General features: G+C 74.2%; 20 protein-coding genes. 11 read left to right on the forward strand and 9 right to left on the reverse strand.

The window, feature by feature from the left end:
- Positions 1-31 precede the first annotated feature (31 nt).
- Positions 32-427, forward strand: a complete 396-nt coding sequence (trxA, locus tag ACZ434_RS12960; RefSeq protein WP_468454864.1) for a thioredoxin — start codon at positions 32-34, stop codon at positions 425-427.
- A gap of 24 nt (positions 428-451) precedes the next feature.
- Here trxA and ACZ434_RS12965 read toward each other — a convergent pair whose 3' ends face one another.
- The 3 genes from ACZ434_RS12965 to ACZ434_RS12975 all read right to left on the reverse strand — a co-directional run bounded on the left by ACZ434_RS12965 (position 452) and on the right by ACZ434_RS12975 (position 3,783).
- Entirely contained in the window at positions 452-1,888 is a 1,437-nt protein-coding gene (locus ACZ434_RS12965; RefSeq protein WP_468454866.1) for an aldehyde dehydrogenase family protein, read from the reverse strand.
- A 110-nt stretch (positions 1,889-1,998) separates the two neighbouring features.
- Positions 1,999-3,036 (reverse strand): LacI family DNA-binding transcriptional regulator, encoded by a 1,038-nt coding sequence (locus tag ACZ434_RS12970; protein ID WP_468454868.1) that lies wholly within the window; start codon positions 3,034-3,036, stop codon positions 1,999-2,001.
- Between the two features lie 84 nt (positions 3,037-3,120).
- Complete coding sequence (locus ACZ434_RS12975; protein WP_468454870.1) at positions 3,121-3,783, reverse strand: TetR/AcrR family transcriptional regulator; 663 nt, start codon at positions 3,781-3,783, stop codon at positions 3,121-3,123.
- A gap of 122 nt (positions 3,784-3,905) precedes the next feature.
- Here ACZ434_RS12975 and ACZ434_RS12980 point away from each other — a divergent pair, with 122 nt between their 5' ends.
- The gene (locus tag ACZ434_RS12980) at positions 3,906-4,469 is read left to right on the forward strand and encodes an NAD(P)H-dependent oxidoreductase (protein ID WP_468454872.1); all 564 of its coding nucleotides are present in this window, start codon (positions 3,906-3,908) and stop codon (positions 4,467-4,469) included.
- Positions 4,470-4,596: 127 nt separating this feature from the next.
- Entirely contained in the window at positions 4,597-5,787 is a 1,191-nt protein-coding gene (locus ACZ434_RS12985) for a CaiB/BaiF CoA transferase family protein (protein WP_468454874.1), read from the forward strand.
- A 15-nt stretch (positions 5,788-5,802) separates the two neighbouring features.
- On the opposite strand, the gene ACZ434_RS12990 is transcribed toward ACZ434_RS12985, so the two are convergent.
- Positions 5,803-6,450: a phosphoribosyltransferase gene (locus tag ACZ434_RS12990; protein ID WP_468454876.1), complete on the reverse strand. Its 648-nt coding sequence runs from the start codon at positions 6,448-6,450 to the stop codon at positions 5,803-5,805.
- A 78-nt stretch (positions 6,451-6,528) separates the two neighbouring features.
- Here ACZ434_RS12990 and ACZ434_RS12995 point away from each other — a divergent pair, with 78 nt between their 5' ends.
- Positions 6,529-6,984: an archease gene (locus ACZ434_RS12995; RefSeq protein WP_468454878.1), complete on the forward strand. Its 456-nt coding sequence runs from the start codon at positions 6,529-6,531 to the stop codon at positions 6,982-6,984.
- Between the two features lie 39 nt (positions 6,985-7,023).
- Here ACZ434_RS12995 and ACZ434_RS13000 read toward each other — a convergent pair whose 3' ends face one another.
- From ACZ434_RS13000 to ACZ434_RS13015, 4 genes are all read right to left on the reverse strand, one after another.
- Complete coding sequence (locus ACZ434_RS13000) at positions 7,024-7,449, reverse strand: CBS domain-containing protein (protein ID WP_468454880.1); 426 nt, start codon at positions 7,447-7,449, stop codon at positions 7,024-7,026.
- Positions 7,450-7,600: 151 nt separating this feature from the next.
- Positions 7,601-8,029 carry a VOC family protein gene (locus tag ACZ434_RS13005; RefSeq protein ID WP_468454882.1) on the reverse strand — a complete coding sequence of 143 codons (429 nt, stop codon included), beginning with the start codon at positions 8,027-8,029 and terminating at the stop codon, positions 7,601-7,603.
- Positions 8,030-8,165: 136 nt separating this feature from the next.
- Positions 8,166-8,960, reverse strand: a complete 795-nt coding sequence (locus ACZ434_RS13010) for a nucleotidyltransferase domain-containing protein (protein WP_468454884.1) — start codon at positions 8,958-8,960, stop codon at positions 8,166-8,168.
- Positions 8,961-8,997: 37 nt separating this feature from the next.
- A complete protein-coding gene (locus ACZ434_RS13015; protein WP_468454886.1) occupies positions 8,998-9,534 on the reverse strand; it encodes a cysteine hydrolase family protein in 537 nt (178 codons plus the stop codon).
- A gap of 169 nt (positions 9,535-9,703) precedes the next feature.
- Between ACZ434_RS13015 and ACZ434_RS13020 the strand changes: the two genes are divergently transcribed.
- From ACZ434_RS13020 to ACZ434_RS13030, 3 genes are all read left to right on the forward strand, one after another.
- The gene (locus ACZ434_RS13020) at positions 9,704-10,141 is read left to right on the forward strand and encodes a discoidin domain-containing protein (RefSeq protein WP_468454888.1); all 438 of its coding nucleotides are present in this window, start codon (positions 9,704-9,706) and stop codon (positions 10,139-10,141) included.
- 32 nt (positions 10,142-10,173) lie between these two features.
- Entirely contained in the window at positions 10,174-10,590 is a 417-nt protein-coding gene (locus tag ACZ434_RS13025; protein ID WP_468454890.1) for a pyridoxamine 5'-phosphate oxidase family protein, read from the forward strand.
- Positions 10,591-10,658: 68 nt separating this feature from the next.
- A complete protein-coding gene (locus ACZ434_RS13030; protein ID WP_468454892.1) occupies positions 10,659-11,105 on the forward strand; it encodes a type II toxin-antitoxin system PemK/MazF family toxin in 447 nt (148 codons plus the stop codon).
- On the opposite strand, the gene ACZ434_RS13035 is transcribed toward ACZ434_RS13030, so the two are convergent.
- Complete coding sequence (locus ACZ434_RS13035; protein ID WP_468454894.1) at positions 11,059-11,937, reverse strand: TIGR02452 family protein; 879 nt, start codon at positions 11,935-11,937, stop codon at positions 11,059-11,061. The genes ACZ434_RS13030 and ACZ434_RS13035 overlap by 47 nt on opposite strands.
- A gap of 301 nt (positions 11,938-12,238) precedes the next feature.
- Between ACZ434_RS13035 and egtA the strand changes: the two genes are divergently transcribed.
- The 4 genes from egtA to egtD are packed head-to-tail and all read left to right on the forward strand — an operon-like array spanning position 12,239 to position 16,630.
- Positions 12,239-13,555, forward strand: a complete 1,317-nt coding sequence (egtA, locus tag ACZ434_RS13040) for an ergothioneine biosynthesis glutamate--cysteine ligase EgtA (RefSeq protein WP_468454896.1) — start codon at positions 12,239-12,241, stop codon at positions 13,553-13,555.
- Entirely contained in the window at positions 13,552-14,868 is a 1,317-nt protein-coding gene (gene egtB, locus ACZ434_RS13045; protein WP_468454898.1) for an ergothioneine biosynthesis protein EgtB, read from the forward strand. The genes egtA and egtB overlap by 4 nt, the downstream gene beginning before the upstream one ends.
- Positions 14,868-15,671 carry an ergothioneine biosynthesis protein EgtC gene (egtC, locus tag ACZ434_RS13050; protein WP_468454900.1) on the forward strand — a complete coding sequence of 268 codons (804 nt, stop codon included), beginning with the start codon at positions 14,868-14,870 and terminating at the stop codon, positions 15,669-15,671. Before egtB ends, egtC begins: the two co-directional genes overlap by 1 nt.
- On the forward strand, positions 15,668-16,630 hold the full coding sequence (gene egtD, locus ACZ434_RS13055; protein ID WP_468454902.1) for an L-histidine N(alpha)-methyltransferase: 963 nt from the start codon (positions 15,668-15,670) through the stop codon (positions 16,628-16,630). The genes egtC and egtD overlap by 4 nt, the downstream gene beginning before the upstream one ends.
- Positions 16,631-16,634 lie beyond the last annotated feature (4 nt).

Below are 16,634 nucleotides of genomic sequence, written 5' to 3' on the forward strand. Positions count from 1 at the left end.
GACCCCCACACCAGGAAGAGGGAAACACGCCATGAGCAGCACCGTGGAGCTCACCAAGGAGAACTTCGACCAGACGGTCACGGACAACGAGTTCGTGCTGATCGACTTCTGGGCGGCCTGGTGCGGTCCCTGCCGTCAGTTCGCACCTGTGTACGAGAAGGCGGCGGAGGAGAACCCGGACCTGGTGTTCGGCAAGGTGGACACCGAGGCGCAGCCGGAGCTGGCCGCGGCCTTCGGTATCCAGTCGATCCCCACGCTGATGATCGTGCGTGACCAGGTCGCCGTGTTCGCCCAGCCGGGCGCGCTGCCCGAGGCCGCCCTGACCGATGTCATCGGCCAGGCCCGCAAGCTGGACATGGACGACGTGCGCAAGCAGATCGCCGAGCAGCAGGCCCAGCAGGGCCAGACCCCGGACGCGGGCGTCTGATACCCCGTGGGACACGCCCGGGCCCTAGAACGGGTACCGGGCGACGTCGCCGCGCACCGTCGTCCAGCGCAGGTCGGTGAAGGCCTCCAGGTTGGCGTCGCCGCCGAAGCGGGAGCCGGTGCCGGAGGCGGCGACCCCGCCGAACGGGGCGACGGCCTCGTCGTTCACGGTCTGGTCGTTGATGTGGACGATGCCCGTGGGGATGCGGTCCGCGAGGTGCAGACCGCGGGCCGGGTCCCCGGTGACGATGCCGAGGGAGAGTCCGTAGGGGCTCGCGGTGGCGAGGGCGACGGCCTCGTCGGGGGTGGCGAAGGACCGTACGGGCGCCACCGGGCCGAAGACCTCCTCCGTGTAGGCGGGGGTGCGGTCGTCCGCGTCGGCGAGGACCGTCGGCCGGTAGAAGAGCCCGTCGTGGGTGCCGCCGGCGGCGAGCCTGGCGCCCTGGGCCGTGCTGTCCTCGACCAGGCCGTGGACCTTGCCGAGCTGCGTGCGGTCGATGAGCGGGCCCAGGTGGACCTGCTCGCGGTGCGGGTCGCCCACGGCGAGGGCGTCGGCCCTGGCGGCCAGCCGGTCGACGTACTCGTCGTACAGCGACGCGTGGACCAGGTGCCGTCCGGCCGTCATGCAGATCTGCCCCTGGTGGAAGAACGAACCCCAGGCGGCCGTGGAGATCACCGCGTCGAGGTCGGCGTCCTCCAGGACGATGAGCGCGGAGTTCCCGCCCAGTTCGAGGTGGGCCCGCTTCAGATGGCGCCCCGCGGCCTCGCCGACGGCGCGGCCGGCACCGGTGGAGCCGGTGAAGGAGATGACGGGGACGTGCGGGTCGGCAACCAGGGCCTGACCGGCCTCCGGTCCCCCGGGCAGGACGTGCAGCAGGTCCTCGGGCAGCCCCGCCTCGGCGAACACCGCGGCGAGCGCCAGTCCGCCGCAGACCGCGGTGCGCGGGTCCGGCTTGAGCAGGACCGCGTTGCCGAGCGCCAGGGCGGGGGCGACGGAGCGGATGGAGAGGATCAGCGGCGCGTTGAACGGGGCGATCACCCCCACCACGCCCACCGGCACCCGCCGGGTGCAGGACAGCCGCGGCTCCTCGGTGGGCAGCACCTGTCCGGCCGGGCGGGAGGCGAGGGCCGCGGCCTCGTAGCACTCCTGGGCGGCGACATGGAGTTCGAAGTCGGCCTTGCCCGGGACGCTGCCGGCCTCGCGGACCAGCCACTCCCTCAGCTCCGTGTGGGCGGCGAACAGGTCGCCGGCCTTGCGGAGCACCGCGGCACGGACGAAGTGCGGGGTCCTCGCCCACGCGGCCTGTGCGGCGCGGGCGGCCCCGGCGGCGGTGGCGACGTCCTCGGCGCCGGCGAGGGCGACGGTACCGAGGGCGTCCCCCGTGGCGGGCTCGGTGACGGTGTACCGGCCTCCCGTGAGCGCGCGGGACTGCCGGGTGGTCGTGGGGTCGAGCAGCGTCATGGGGCTCTCCGATCGCGGGCGTGGACGTCCGTCCCCGTACCCAGGCCGGTTGAGCGCGCACCATCCGGCCCCGGGCACCGAGGGGGTGGCCCGCCGCACCACCCACGATGTCAGCCGGAATCGCGCCGCACCACCGACGCTCCGAGCACCTTGTGCGCCTCGGGTGCCGCGGCCGGGTCGCGCACCGCGCGGTCGACCAGTTCGGCCAGTTCGCGGCCGGTCGGCAGTTCGAGGTGGACGGTGCTCAGCCGGGGCCGCAGCAGCCGGCCCAGCATCAGGTTGTCGGCGCCGACCACGGCCGTCTCCTCGGGGACGCGGACCCCTTCGTCCTGGAGGGCGCGCATCAGCAGCATCGCGTACTCGTCGTTGTACGTGAACACGGCGTCGAGGCCGAGACCGCGCCAGCGTGCGGCCAGCCGGGCGGCGGCCCCCTCGTCGTAGGCGAGCGGCAGCTCGGTGACGGTCGCGTCGGTGCCGCGCAGGGCGGCGCGCACACCGGCCAGGCGGGGCGCGGAGAACGCCTCCAGACCGGGTTCGCGCGGGACGACCACGCCGATCCGGCGGCGGCCCCGGTCGAAGAGGTGCGCGCCCGCGCTGTGGCCGACCACGTCGTGGTCCATGAGCAGGGCGTGCGCGCCCTCGACGGACTCGGGGCCGAGCGTGATCACGGCCCGCGCCCCGGAGCGTTTGAGCACCTCGACGCCGCGCGGGCCGAGCCCGGAGCCGGGGACCAGCACCGCCACCGGCCGCAGTTCCGCCCAGGCGCGGGCGGCCTCGTCGTCGTGCAGGCCGACGGTGCCGTACTGCACGACCGTGTAGTCGAGGCGGCCGAGGGCGCCCTGGAGGTCGTTGATGAACTGGCTGTAGAGCGGGCCGACGGGGAAGGCGGGCGCGGGCATCAGGACCATACGGCTGTGCCCGGCGCGCAGGCTGCGGGCCGCGGCGTGCGGCACGTACCCGAGCTCCCTCGCGGCCTCGCGGACCCGGCGCCGGGTGGGTTCGCTGATCCGGACGGCGCCGGCGTTGTTCAGGACGTAGGAGACGGTCGCGCGCGAGACGCCGGCCAGGCGGGCAACATCGGCGCTCGTGGGTACGGAGCGCGTCGGTGCGGGAGAGGCGGGCGCGGGCGGGTTCGGTATCTGCACCATGACGTCCCGCATTTTCGCAGAAGCGGTAACGGGGCTGCGCGCCGGGTGAGTTGAGACTCCCGGAGGGGGTTCGCGGGGGGCCGGTCAGCGGGCGCCCGCGGGGCCCGTGACGCGGTCCACCAGGTCGGTCCACGCGGCTTCCAGACGCTCGGGCGGTATGCCGCACTGGCGGATCAGGTGGTGGATCAGGGCGGGGTCGAGCTGGGCCATCAGCGTGTACGCGAGGAGTTCGCAGTCCGCGTCCGGGACCGCCTCGCGCAGCAGCAGGGTGACGTGATGGCGCAGCACCCGGCGCGCGGGGACGGTGTAGCGGCGGCCGGGGTCCGCTTCGGCGGCCAGTTGCAGTTCGAGTTCGTCCGCGGTGCGGCGGAGCATGGCGAGGCCGAACGCCCGCAGCCGCTCCGCCGGGGGCGCGCCCGGCCCGAGGGGCGCGGGGCCGCTGAGGAAGGCGGCCTGGAACTTCTTCTCGGAGTGGTCGAGGAGCGCCGTGAGCAGTCCGGTGCGGTCGCCGAAACGGCGGAAGACCGTCCCCTTGCCCACGCGGGCGGCCGCCGCCACCTCCTCCATGGTGATGCCGTCGGCCCCGCGCTCGGCGACGAGCCGCGCGGCGGCCTCCAGCAGCCGGGCGCGGTTGCGTGCGGCGTCGGCACGCAGGCAGGGCTCGTCGGGCTCCGCGCCGAGCTGGAGCAGCTCCTGCGGCTCGACGGGCTCCTGGGGTGCCGGGGCGGACGGCGTCGCGGCGGACATGAAGCCAGCGTAAAGCATGGGGAAGAAACTGGACCGCGGTCCGGTTAAGGTGCTACAACTGCGAAGCGGACCTCGGTCCGGATTTGCACAGGCCACGTTTCAGCCCCCCTGGAGTTTCCCCCATGTCTGTTCGCATCCTCGCCCTCGTCGGCAGCCTCCGCGCCGGTTCGCACAACCGCCAGCTCGCCGAGACCGCGGTGAAGCTCGCCCCGTCCGGCGCCGAGGTGGCGCTCTACGAGGGGCTGGCGGAGATCCCCTTCTACAACGAGGACATCGACGTCGAGGGCGGCGTCCCGGCCGCCGCCGCCAAGCTGCGCGAGGCCGCCGCCGACGCGGACGCCCTGCTGCTCTTCACGCCCGAGTACAACGGCACGATCCCGGCCGTCCTGAAGAACGCCATCGACTGGCTGTCCCGCCCGTTCGGCGCCGGCGCCATCGGCGGCAAGCCGGTCGTCGTCGTCGGCACCGCCTTCGGCCAGTACGGCGGTGTCTGGGCGCAGGACGAGGCCCGCAAGGCCGTGGGCATCGCGGGCGGCAAGGTGATCGAGGACATCAAGCTGTCCATCCCCGGCTCGGTGACCCGCTTCGCCGAGACCCACCCGGCCGACGACGCCGAGGTCACCGAGCAGCTGACCGAGGTCATCACCCGCCTGCGGACCCTCGCCGCCGGCCCGGCGGCCGCCTGACCCGCCCGAAGGGGCCACGGCACCCGCCCCGGCCCCTTCACCCGCCGCCCGGCCGGCGCCCGTCCGTTGACAGGCGGCGGTCCCGGCCGTACTAATCGGAACCGGTGATCCGGGAGCGGCGGAAGGCGTGGACGTGCGGGGACTGCCCTTGTCCGGGGTGACGGTGGTCAGCGTGGAGCAGGCGGTGGCGGCGCCCTACGCCACCCGGCAGCTGGCCGATCTCGGCGCACGCGTGATCAAGGTGGAGCGGCCGGGCGAGGGCGACTTCGCCCGGCACTACGACACCACCGTCCACGGCCACTCCAGCTACTTCGTGTGGATCAACCGCTCCAAGGAGTCCCTCACCCTCGACCTGAAGGACCCGCGGGGCCGGGCGATCCTGCACCGGCTGCTCGCGGACGCCGACGTGTTCGTGCAGAACCTCGCGCCGGGCGCCGCCGGCCGCCTCGGTCTGGGGACCGGGGAACTCACCCGCCGCTACCCCCGGCTGATCCCCTGCACGATCTCCGGCTACGGCACGAGCGGCCCGTGGGCCGACCGCAAGGCCTACGACATGCTCATGCAGTGCCAGACCGGCCTGGTGTCCCTGACCGGGACGCCGGAGCAGACGGCCCGTACCGGGATCTCCGTCGCCGACATCGCTGCCGGCATGTACGCGTACAGCGGTGTGCTCACCGCCCTCTACACCCGCGCCACCACCGGCACGGCCCATCCGGTGGAGGTGTCCCTGTTCGAGGCGCTGGCCGAGTGGATGGGCCAGCCCGCCTACTACACGCGCTACGGCGGCACCCAGCCCCCGCGGCTGGGCACCCAGCACGCCACCATCGCCCCCTACGGGACCTATCGGGCCGCCGACGGCCGCGAGGTGCTGTTCTCCGTCCAGAACGAGCGCGAGTGGGCGGCCCTGTGCGACCGCTTCCTCGGCCGGCCGGAGCTGACCGACGATCCACGCTTCGCGACCGGTTCCGACCGTGTGGCGCACCGGGAGGAGCTGAACGCGGTCATCGCGGAGCGTTTCGCCCGCGACGACGCCGACGAGCTGCTGAAGGACCTGGAGTCGATCGGCATCGCCTGCGCCGGGGTCAACGACGTCGCCGCCTTCCTCGACCATCCGGTGCTCACCGCCCGCGACCGCAGGCGCGAGGTGGCGGTGCCGGGCGCGACGGTGGAGGCGCTGCTCCCGCCCGCCGACCTCGCGGGCGTACCGGCCCGTATGGACCCGGTTCCGGCCGTGGGCGAGCACACGGAGGCGATCCTGACGGAACTGGGCCACGGCCCCGAGGAGATCGAGGCGCTGCGCGCGGACGCGGTCGTCTGAGAACGGCGCAACCGGCTACGCCTGCCGCTCGCGCAAGGCCTCCAGGACGTCCTCGTCCGTCAGCTGGCCGAACTCCTCGTACCACTGGCCGACGGCCATGAACGCGGCCGGCTCGTGCAGACACACCACCTCGTCGGCCTCCGCCCGCATCAGCGCCACGCCCTCCGGCGAACCGACCGGGGCGGCCAGCACGAGCCGCCCGGGCCCCCGCGCGCGCAGGGCGCGCAGCGCGGCGCGGGCGGTGGATCCGGTGGCCAGTCCGTCGTCGACGACGAGCACGGTCCGGCCGCGCACCTCGGGAGCGGGCCGGCCCTCGCGGTAGAGCCGTTCCCGGCGGCGCAGTTCGGCGCGCTCGCGCTCGACGACGGGCGCGAGATCGGACGCGCTCAGGCCCAGCCCGCGCAGGGCCCCGTCGTCGAACACCGGGACCCCGTCGCCGGCCATCGCGCCGACGCCGAACTCCTCGTGGGAGGGGGCGCCGACCTTCCGTACGACGAGGACGTCGAGCGGCGCGTCCAGCGACCGGGCGACCTCGGCGGCCACCGCGACACCGCCGCGGGGCAGCGCCAGCACGACGGGGTCGGGCAGGGCGCCGTCGTCCTGCCGCTCCCGCAGCCGTGCGGCCAGTTCCCGCCCGGCCGCCCGGCGATCCCGGAACCGCATGGCACCCGCGTACCCCCTGCCCGGCAGCCGAAGCACCGCCGCGGGCATGGGTGCGCGCGCCTCGGGCAGTCGTGGGTCATGGTCGGTGACACGGGCGGCTACGGGCAGGAGCGTCGGCCGGACGAGAGCGGGCACCGTGCGGTGGTGCAGGAGGACGAGGTCCGCATCGAGGCCTGGGCGACGAGCCGGGAGAACTGCCTGGCGGAGGCGGTGACGGCGATGGTGGAGTGCTTCGCCGACGTCTCCGGGGTGAGACCGACCGGAGTGGGCCGCGTCCGGCTGGCGGAGGCCAGCGACGACGATCTGCTCGCCGCGCTGCTGGACGAGATCATCTACCGGCTGGACGAGGACGGGCAGATACCGGTCGATGTGGAGGCGGACGAGGCCGAGGGCGGTCTCGACGTGCGCCTGGCACTCGCCTCCGTGTCCGACGTACGCCTCACCGGGGACGCCCCGACGGCGGTGGCCTGGGAGGAACTGCGCATCGGCCCGGGCCCGTACGGCTGGACGTGCGCGGTCACGGTCGACGCCTGACCCGGGCGGTCGCGGCGCCCGGCGCCGGAGCGGCCGCGTTCAGCGGCCGGGCTCCGCGGCGCTGATGTCCGCGAGGGCGGAACGCGGATCCTCCGCCATCGCGAGATCCCCGAGGCTCACCACGCCCACCGGACACCCGCCCCGCTCGACCACCGGCAGCCGCCGCACCGCGTGCCGCCGCATCAGCTCGACGGCGTGATCGGTCGTGTCCTCCGGGTCGAGCGTCACCAGCGGCGGCCTCGTACAGAGCGAACCCACCGTCGTCGCCTCGGGATCATGTCCCTCGGCCACACCCCTCAGCACGATGTCACGGTCGGTGAGCACACCGAACAGATCGCAGTCGTACGCCACCAGCACATCGCCGACGTCCTGCTCGCGCATCAGCCGCGCCGCCCGCGCCACCGACGTCATGGGCTCGACGGACGCGGTGTGCGCGGACATCACGTCCCGTATCAGCGTGGTCATGGGCACCTCCCGGAGGGAACGACCGGAGGGGACGACAGGCCTGGATCCCCTGCCCGCCGCGTAGCCCACCGGCCGGGAGGTAAACCGCCGCCGCCACGCCCCGCCGGCCGGGGTGGAAGAGGACGGACCCGCCCGGCCGGACACGCCGCGCCTAGACGGCCCCGGGAACCTCCTCGGTCACCCCGTTCAGCGGTGACTCCGGGTCGGTGCCGTACGGACGGGTGAGGGCCTCCAGCCCGTGGCCGGCCGGGTCGCGGAAGTACACGCCGCGGCCCCCGTCGTTGCGGTTGATGCGGCGGGGCCACCTGCCGTGCGGGTCGGCCTGGATCGGCACCCCGCCGGCCACCAGCCGGGCGAGGATCGCGCCGAACTCGTCCTCCGGGACGAGGAACGCGTAGTGCTGCGTCGGGACGTCGATGTCGACGGTCGCGAAATCCAGGGTGACGCCGTTGGCGGTCGTCACCGGAAGGAACATCCCGGCCGGTTCCCCGACCTCCAGTCCCAGGATCTCGGCGAGGAAACGGGCGGACTTCTCCCGGTCAGGGGTGAGCACGATGGTGTGATGGAACTCGACCGACATTGCTGTCAATGCCTCCACGGGCATCCGCGGCGCCTCCATGCCTCACCCGGCCGGTGACCGCGGCACGCGATGCCGCGCGCACGCGCGTAGACAGCCCGGCCGGCCGCTGTCGAGGGGATATCCGGGCGCCACCGGGTCAGGCCCTGTTTCCTCCCTCCGCCCCGGCCGCCTCGTCCACACGGTCCGCCACCCAGCCCAGGAAGCCCCGCACCGCCGCCCCGGGCAGCGCGAGCGCGGACTCCCTGGGGCGTTCGAAGCTGCGGAGCGCCTGCGTGAGCAGCGGTCCGAAGTCCGCCTCGGAGGCGGCGACGATCCCGGCCGCCTCGCGCTTGGCGCACCACCGACCCGTACGGCAGTACACGACGGAGCGGCAGCCGTTGAGGACCCGGTTGTCGGCCGCGTGCCCCTCGCCCTCGGCGTGTTCCCGTACGGAGGCGCGCAGTGCGGCGAGGACGGCGGCCCGCCGCGGCGCGGCGATCACGTCACGCACCGGACTGCCGTACAGCGGGAGTCCCGCCTGGTGGGCGACGGAGCGGTCGAGGACGTACCAGAAGGCGGGCGACTCCCGGGCGTCGTGGCTGACCCGCTCGGGCAGGGACGGTCCGGTGTCGAGGTCCATGAGGTACCCGGCCGCGTCGGACGGGCGGGCGGTGAAACCGGTGGGGTACACCACCAGTTCCAGTCCGGCGGCGGGACAGTCCAGGGCGGGGTGGGCGAGTCTCCGGGCCAGTTCGGGCAGTGACGGGCGCGGCAGCGAGTCGTCGACCACCACCGTCACGTCGATGTCGCTGCGTCCGTGGCGGTAGTCGCCGAGGGCCAGGGATCCGACGGCCAGGACGCTCGCCAGGTGCGGGCCGCAGACGGCGCGGGTGCGGCGGACCAGCTCATCCAGGTAGGGACGGAGCACGGGCGGGACGGGCGTACGGCTCATGGGGGCGGTGCCGGCCCCGGGGCGCGGGTGGCGGGTGTCACTTCCACAGGTCGTCGCTGTCGCACACCCGCGCCCCCATGTTGCGTTCCATCATCCGCAGGGCCGCGTCCGCCAGGTCGGCGTGGATGTGGGCGACGGCGTCCCGCGGGACGACGACGTCGAGATGCCGGATGTGCGCGTCGAGCGCGGAGTACAGGACGCACTGCTCCGTCACCTGGCCGCAGAGCACGAGCCGGTCGATGCCCTGCTGGGCGAGCAGATACCCCAGCGGGGTCTCGAAGAAGATCGAGTGCCGGGCCTTGACGACGAAGAGGGAGGAGTCGTCCGGCCGCAGCGGTTCCACGAGGTGCGCGTGCGCCCCCGAGAGGGCCTTGTCGAGCAGCTCACCGTGGTGGGAGCGCCACTCCCCGAAGTTGTCGTTGACGTAGATCACCGGCACGTCGCGCTGCCGTGCCCGTTTCAGCAGCGCGGCGACGACCGGTACGACCGATTCGGCGGACGGGATCAACTGCTCGGCGTCCGGATGGTCGTAGGTGTTGATCATGTCGATGACGGTCAGCGCGGTCGTGCCCATGCGACCAGGGTTCCACGCGCCGGGCGGATCAGACCTGTCCTGCTGCTCCGCACTTGACAGGAGGCCTCTCGCGTCACAGCCTTTGGCAACGTTGTCATACCGTTCGCCGCCAAGAGCGGGTGAAGCCGTTCCGGCTCGCGCCGCTGCTTTCCGATGGGACATCACGCGCATGAGGGAACAAGGGACGAGCGATCCGCAGTGGGTCGCGGTGGATCTGCGGGCCGTCTGCGGAATCGACTGGATCCGCCTCGCCTTCGAGTGCGACGCGGGCGACCCGCTGTACACACCGCCCACGGCGGGCAACCGGTTCGACGGCGCGGCCGCCGGGGAGATCCGGTCGAGCTATCCGCTGGAGTTCGTCGTCGAGACCAGCACCGACCACGCCGTGTGGCGGAGCGTCTACCGCACCACCGCCGGGACCGGAGGGGTGGTGAACATCCAGCCGGCCCGCCCCGTGCGGGGCCGCTGGGTGCGGATGACGTCCCTGCGCCGCTCCAGCTCCCACCCGCTCGGGCTCAGCGGTTTCGACGTGTACGGCACCCCCGGCGCGCTCGCCGGCCCGGGCCGGCTGCCCGGTCCGGCGGTCATCAGGGCCGTCCGGCCCTAGCCGCGCCGGGCGTCCTCGCCGACGATGGGGGAATGATCCACACCGATGGCTTCCGACTGCTCGACCGGCAGGAGTGCCTGGGCCTGCTGGCCAAGGTGCCGGTCGGTCGCGTCGTCTACACCCGGCAGGCGCTGCCCGCGGTCCTGCCCGTCAACTTCTCCCTGGACACGGACTCCTCCGTGGTGCTGTGCACCTCGGCCGCCTCCGATCTGGTGCGGGCGATCGACGGGGTGGTGGTCGCCTTCGAGGCCGACGAGTTCCACGCCGAGCGCCGGGCCGGCTGGAGCGTGGTGGTCACCGGCCGGGCGGCCGTGGTCACCGAGCCGGCCGAGCACGAGCGTCTGCTGCGCACCGGCCCCCGGTCGTGGATGCCGATGCACGACGGGGTGTTCGTCCGGATCGAGGCCGAGATGGTGACCGGCCGCGAACTCACCGGCATGCCCGGCTGATCCGGCGAGGGCCCCGGCCGGGTGCGAGGGCCCGGCGGCCGGTGAACACCGTGCCGTACGGTACGGCTGTGACCGCCTTCAGCCCTGAGAACGCCCCCGGCCGCCACGGCCCTGCCGCCACCGTCGAGGCCCAGCCCCGTACGGTGGGCCGGGTGCGCACCGAGTACTCGCCCGCGCACGACGGCGACCCCGATCCCGGGGAGATCGTGTGGACCTGGGTGCCCTACGAGGAGAACGACGGCCGGGGCAAGGACCGCCCCGTGCTCGTCGTGGCCCGGGAGACCGGCGGGACGGTGCTCGCCGTGCAGTTGTCGAGCAGGCCGCGTGACGGGCACCGGGAGTGGGTGCCGATCGGGAGCGGGCCGTGGGACCGGTCGGGCCGCGATTCCTGGGTGGACGTGGACCGGGTGCTGCGGCTCCACGGGGACGGCATGCGCCGTGAGGCGTGTGCCCTGGACCGGATGCGGTTCAACCTCGTACGTCAGCGGCTGCGGGAGCGGTACGGCTGGAGCTGATCCCCGCCGCCGGCCCGGTCGGCAGCTCCGCGAGGGTCCGTTCGAACGCGGTGCGGACCGCGCTGTCGCGGGTGCGGTCCAGGATCGCGAAGACGACGTGCCCGAAGGCCCCGGAGAACCGGCCGCCCGGCGCGAGATGGGTGCGGAAGGCCGCCGCCACCCGCGCGGGGTCGTTGCGGAACACCCCGCAGCCCCAGGCGCCCAGCACCAGCCGCCGGTAGCCGTGGGCGGCGGCGGTCTCCAGCACCCGCCCGGCCCGCGTCACCAGCGCCTGCGGGATCTCGCCGGCCCGCTCCGGCGCCGTGCGCAGGATCACGCCCGCGTTGGGCGCGGGCGAGGTGAGGAAACCGGCCCTGAACGGCTCGTCCAGCAGGCGGCCGCGGGCGTCCCGGAAGACGGGCACGGCCGGTGAGTGGATCACCCGGTCCGTGTAGAACGGGTTGCGGTGGGTGCGGTGGTGGTCGTAGAAGCCCGGGGCCTTCAGCAGGCAGGTGTACAGCGCGGAGGCGCGGCACAGGGCCTCCTCCTGGGCCTGGGCGCCGTTGAGGTATCCCCCGCCGGGATTCCGGGCGGAGGCGAAGTTCAGCACGGCCACGTCGTCCGCGAGCCGCCGGGCGGCCTCGACGCTGCTCTCCCCGGTGATCTCGAACCGTGTCGCGCCCGGCCGGAACGCCGGGACCGGGACCGGTTCCGGCCCGTACGTCCGCGTACCGTCCCGCGCCGCCTCGATCGCCGCGGCGAGGGACACCTCGTGCCCGCCGGGCGCACGGTAGGCGCCGGCCGCGACGATCCGCTCGGTCTCCCGGGCGACACCCCGCAGGCGCGCGCTCACGGCGCCACCCCCGTAGCCGCCGTGACCGCGCACCGCGCGATCTCGCTCGTCGTGCTCATGCGGGCATCCTGAGCGATGCTGGTGATGCGGCGCAACGGAGTTTCCACCCGTCGTACCCGCCCGTGTACGGGCGGCAAAGGCCCCGGAAACGGGACGGAAGGACCGGCCGGCCGGACCGGGGCGCTCCGCCAGGCGCCCTTGTGCCCGGCGGCGCGAAGGTTTTGGGTGGACGGGTTGATGCCGGCCGGGGCCACCTGGCACCCGGGCCGGCGGCATGGCGGAACCTCAGGAGGATCCCCACATGTCCGATGCGGAAGGTGGCTCCACCGAGCCACGGAGCACCGTCACCGAAGGCGAGGTGGAGGCCCTGGTGCGGGGCATCTGCTTCAAGACCGGACCGCCGCGCCGTCTCGGGGTCGAGGTGGAATGGCTCGTCCGCGAACCGCGGGACCCGTGGCTCCCCTTGTCGTCCGAGCGCCTCGATGCGGCCCATGCCGCGGTGCGGACCGTGCCCCTGCGGTCGGCGCTCACCATCGAGCCCGGCGGCCAGCTGGAGCTGAGCTCGCCGCCCGCCGACTCCCTGATGGAGTGCGTCGGGACCGTCTCCGCCGACCTCGACGCGGTCCGCGCGGAGCTGCGCCGGGACGGTCTGGTCCTCGTCGGTGTCGGCCACGACCCCCGGCGGACGCCCCGCCGCTATCTGCGCGCACCGCGCTACGACGCCATGGAGGCCTGTCTCGACCGCACGGGTCCCGCCGGCCGCGCCATGATGTGCGCCTCCGCCTCCGTGCAGGTCTGCCTGGACGCCGGGTACGAGGAGCCGGGGCCCCTCGGCCATGTGCGGCGCTGGTGGCTCGCGCACCTGCTGGGCCCGGTCCTGACCGCCGTGTTCGCCAACTCCCCCGCCGCCGGCGGCCGGCCCACCGGCTGGGTGTCCACGCGGCAGCTGCGCTGGGACCGGATCGGCGCCGGCCGGGCGGGCGGACCGGTTCTGGACGCCGACCCGCGCACGGCGTGGGCCCGGCACGTTCTGGACTCGCCCGTCATGTGCGTACGGGACGGGGGTGGGCCGTGGCAGGTGCCGCGCGGGCTGACCTTCCGCGCGTGGGTGCGGACCGGCGCACCCCGGCCGGCCACCCGGGAGGACCTGGACTACCACGCGACCACGCTGTTCCCGCCGGTCAGGCCGCGCGGGCACCTGGAGCTGCGCATGATCGACGCGCAGCCCGGCGACGACGGCTGGATCGTGCCGCTGGCGGTGACGACGGCGCTGTTCGAGGACCCGGAGGCGGCCGAGACCGCCTACCGTGCGGTGAAGCCGCTGGCCGAGCGGACGCGGGGCGGGCCCGCGCCGCACAACGCGCTCTGGCGGGACGCGGCCCGGGTGGGCCTGGCCGATCCGGAGCTGCGGGAGGTGGCCGCGAGCTGTTTCGCGGCGGCGCTGCGCGCCCTTCCCCGGCTCGGCGCCACCGCCGGGGTCATCGACGCGGTGGAGGCGTACCGGGACCGCCATGTCGCCCGCGGCCGCTGCCCGGCCGACGACCTGCTGGACGAACTGCGCGCGGCGGCGGACACGGCGCACGCCCACCCCCCGCACGGGAAGGACATCCCCTCATGACCGACCCCGCCCTCGACGCCGAAGCACTGCGCGAGCGCGCGGTCGCCTCGCTGATCACGGCACGGGACCGCACGACGCTGCTCACGAGCTGCGTCGAGGAGCCCGACCTGACCGCGCAGCACTCGCCGCTGATGTCGCCGCTGGTGTGGGACCTCGCGCACATCGGCAATCAGGAGGAGCAGTGGCTGCTGCGGGCCGTCGCCGGCCACGAGGCGATACGGCCCGAGATCGACGGCCTGTACGACGCCTTCGAGCACCCGCGTGCCGAACGTCCGAGTCTGCCGCTGCTGCCTCCGCCGGAGGCCCGCCGGTACGCCGCCGAGGTGCGCGGCCGGGCGCTGGACGTGCTGGAGGGTGCCGCCTTCCACGGGACGCGGCTGACCGAGGCGGGCTTCGCGTTCGGGATGATCGCTCAGCACGAACAGCAGCACGACGAAACGATGCTGATCACCCATCAGCTGCGCAGGGGCCCGCGGGCGCTCACCGCCCCGGACCCGGACCCGGTGCCGCTGTTCACGGGTCCGTCCGAAGTCCTCGTGCCGGGCGGCCCGTTCACGATGGGCACCTCGGACGAGCCGTGGGCGCTGGACAACGAACGGCCCGCGCACCGGCGCGAGGTGGCGCCCTTCCGCATCGACACCACACCGGTGACGAACTCCGCGTACCAGGCGTTCATCGAGGACGGCGGCTACGACGAGCCCCGCTGGTGGACCGCCGGGGGCTGGGACCACATCCGCCGCAACTCCGTCACCGCGCCGCTGTTCTGGCGCCGGGACGGCGGGCAGTGGCTGCGGCGCCGGTTCGGTGTCACCGAGGTGGTGCCGCCCGAGGAACCGGTCCTGCACGTGTGCTGGTACGAGGCGGACGCCTACGCCCGCTGGGCCGGGCGCCGGCTGCCCACCGAGGCGGAGTGGGAGAAGGCGGCCCGGTACGACCCGGCCGGTGACCGCTCGACGCGCTACCCCTGGGGTGACGCCGACCCGGGTCCCGAGCACGCCAACCTCGGCCAGCGGCATCTGCGTCCGGCGCCCGCCGGAAGCTATCCGGCCGGTGAGTCCCCGCTCGGGGTGCGGCAGTTGATCGGGGACGTGTGGGAGTGGACGGCGAGCGACTTCCTGCCGTACCCCGGGTTCCGGGCGTTCCCGTACAAGGAGTACTCGGAGGTGTTCTTCGGGCCGGAGTACAAGGTGCTGCGGGGCGGTTCGTTCGCCGTGGACGCGGTGGCCTGCCGGGGTACGTTCCGCAACTGGGACCTGCCGGTGCGGCGGCAGATCTTCTCCGGGTTCCGCACGGCACGCTCGGAGAGCGTCTGATGTGCCGTCACCTTGCCTACGTGGGGCCCGAGGAGCCGCTGGGCGAGCTGCTCGTGTCGCCGCCGCACGCCCTGTACCGGCAGTCGTGGGCGCCCCGGCGGCAGCGGTACGGCACGGTCAACGCGGACGGGTTCGGGGTGGGCTGGTACGCGCAGGGTGATCCGGTGCCCGCCCGGTACCGGCGGGCCGGGCCGGTCTGGGCGGACCTGTCGTTCGCGGATCTGGCGCGTGTCGTACGCACCCGGGCGCTGCTGGCCGCCGTACGGGACGCGACCCTGTCGGGGGCCGACGCGGAGGCCGCGGCGGCGCCGTTCGCGGCCGGGACCTGGCTGTTCAGCCACAACGGGGCGGTGCCGGGCTGGCCCGGCTCGCTCGCGCCGCTGGTCGGCACCCTGCCCGCCGAGGAGGTGCTGTCGCTGGAGGCCCGCAACGACTCGGCGTTCGTGTGGGCGCTGGTGCTGGCCCGGCTGCGGGCCGGTGACGAGGAGGGGCAGGCGCTCGCCGACACGGTCCTGGAGGTGGCCGGCGCGGCCCCCGGGGCCCGGCTCAACCTGCTGCTCACCAACGGGGACACCGTCACCGCGACCGCCTGGGGCGACACGCTGTGGTACCTCACCCGGACCGGCGGCGGCACCGTCGTGGCGTCCGAACCGTACGACGACGATCCGCACTGGCGGGAGGTCCCCGACCGCACACTGCTCGCGGCGAGCCCCACGGACGTCCTGCTGACCCCGCTCAAGGAGCCCGGCGACGCCCTGTCGTCCGCCGGCGCGCCCGCACCTACCAGGGAGCCCCTTACGTGAGTCCGTTCCATCTCACCCGCACCCTGCCCGAGGACACCACCGGCGCCGCCCTGCGCGCCGACGTCCGCGAGGGCCTGACGGGCAGCCCCCGGACGCTGCCGCCGAAGTGGTTCTACGACGCCCGGGGCAGCGAACTCTTCGAGGAGATCACCGCGCTGCCCGAGTACTACCCGACGCGTGCGGAGCGCGAGATCCTGCGCACCCGCGCCGGTGAGATCGCTCAGGCGTCCGGGGCCCGCACCCTGGTCGAACTGGGCTCCGGCTCCTCGGAGAAGACGCGGTACCTGCTCGACGCGCTCCCGGAGCTGCGCACGTACGTCCCCGTCGACGTCAGCGGGAGCGCCCTCACCCGGGCCGGGCGGGAGCTGGTGGCCGAACGCCCGGGGCTCGACGTGCACGCGCTGATCGCCGACTTCACCGCCCGGCTGACGCTGCCCGCCACTCCGGGTCCCCGGATGGTGGCGTTCCTCGGCGGCACCGTCGGCAATCTGCTCCCCGCCGAACGGGCCGCGTTCCTCGGCTCCGTGCGCGCCCTGCTCGCCCCGGGCGACGCCCTGCTGCTCGGTACCGACCTGGTGAAGGACGAGCGGGTGCTGGTCCGGGCGTACGACGACGCGGCGGGGGTGACGGCCGCGTTCAACAAGAACGTGCTGGCCGTCATCAACCGCGAGCTGGGCGCCGACTTCGATCCGGGCGCCTTCGACCACGTGGCGGTGTGGGACGCCGGCCACGAGTGGATCGAGATGCGGCTGCGCTCGCGTACCGCCCAGACGGTGAAGATCCCCGCCCTGGAGCTCGCCGTGGACTTCGCGGCGGGCGAGGAGGTGCGCACCGAGGTGTCGGCGAAGTTCCGGCAGGAAGGGGTGCGTTCCGAACTGTCCGCCGCCGGTCTGGAGTTGAGCCGGTGGTGGACGGACGGGGAGCAGCGGTTCGCGCTGTCGTTGAGCGTGGCCCGCTGACGAC

This window comes from Streptomyces sp. NPDC030893 (assembly GCF_055571535.1).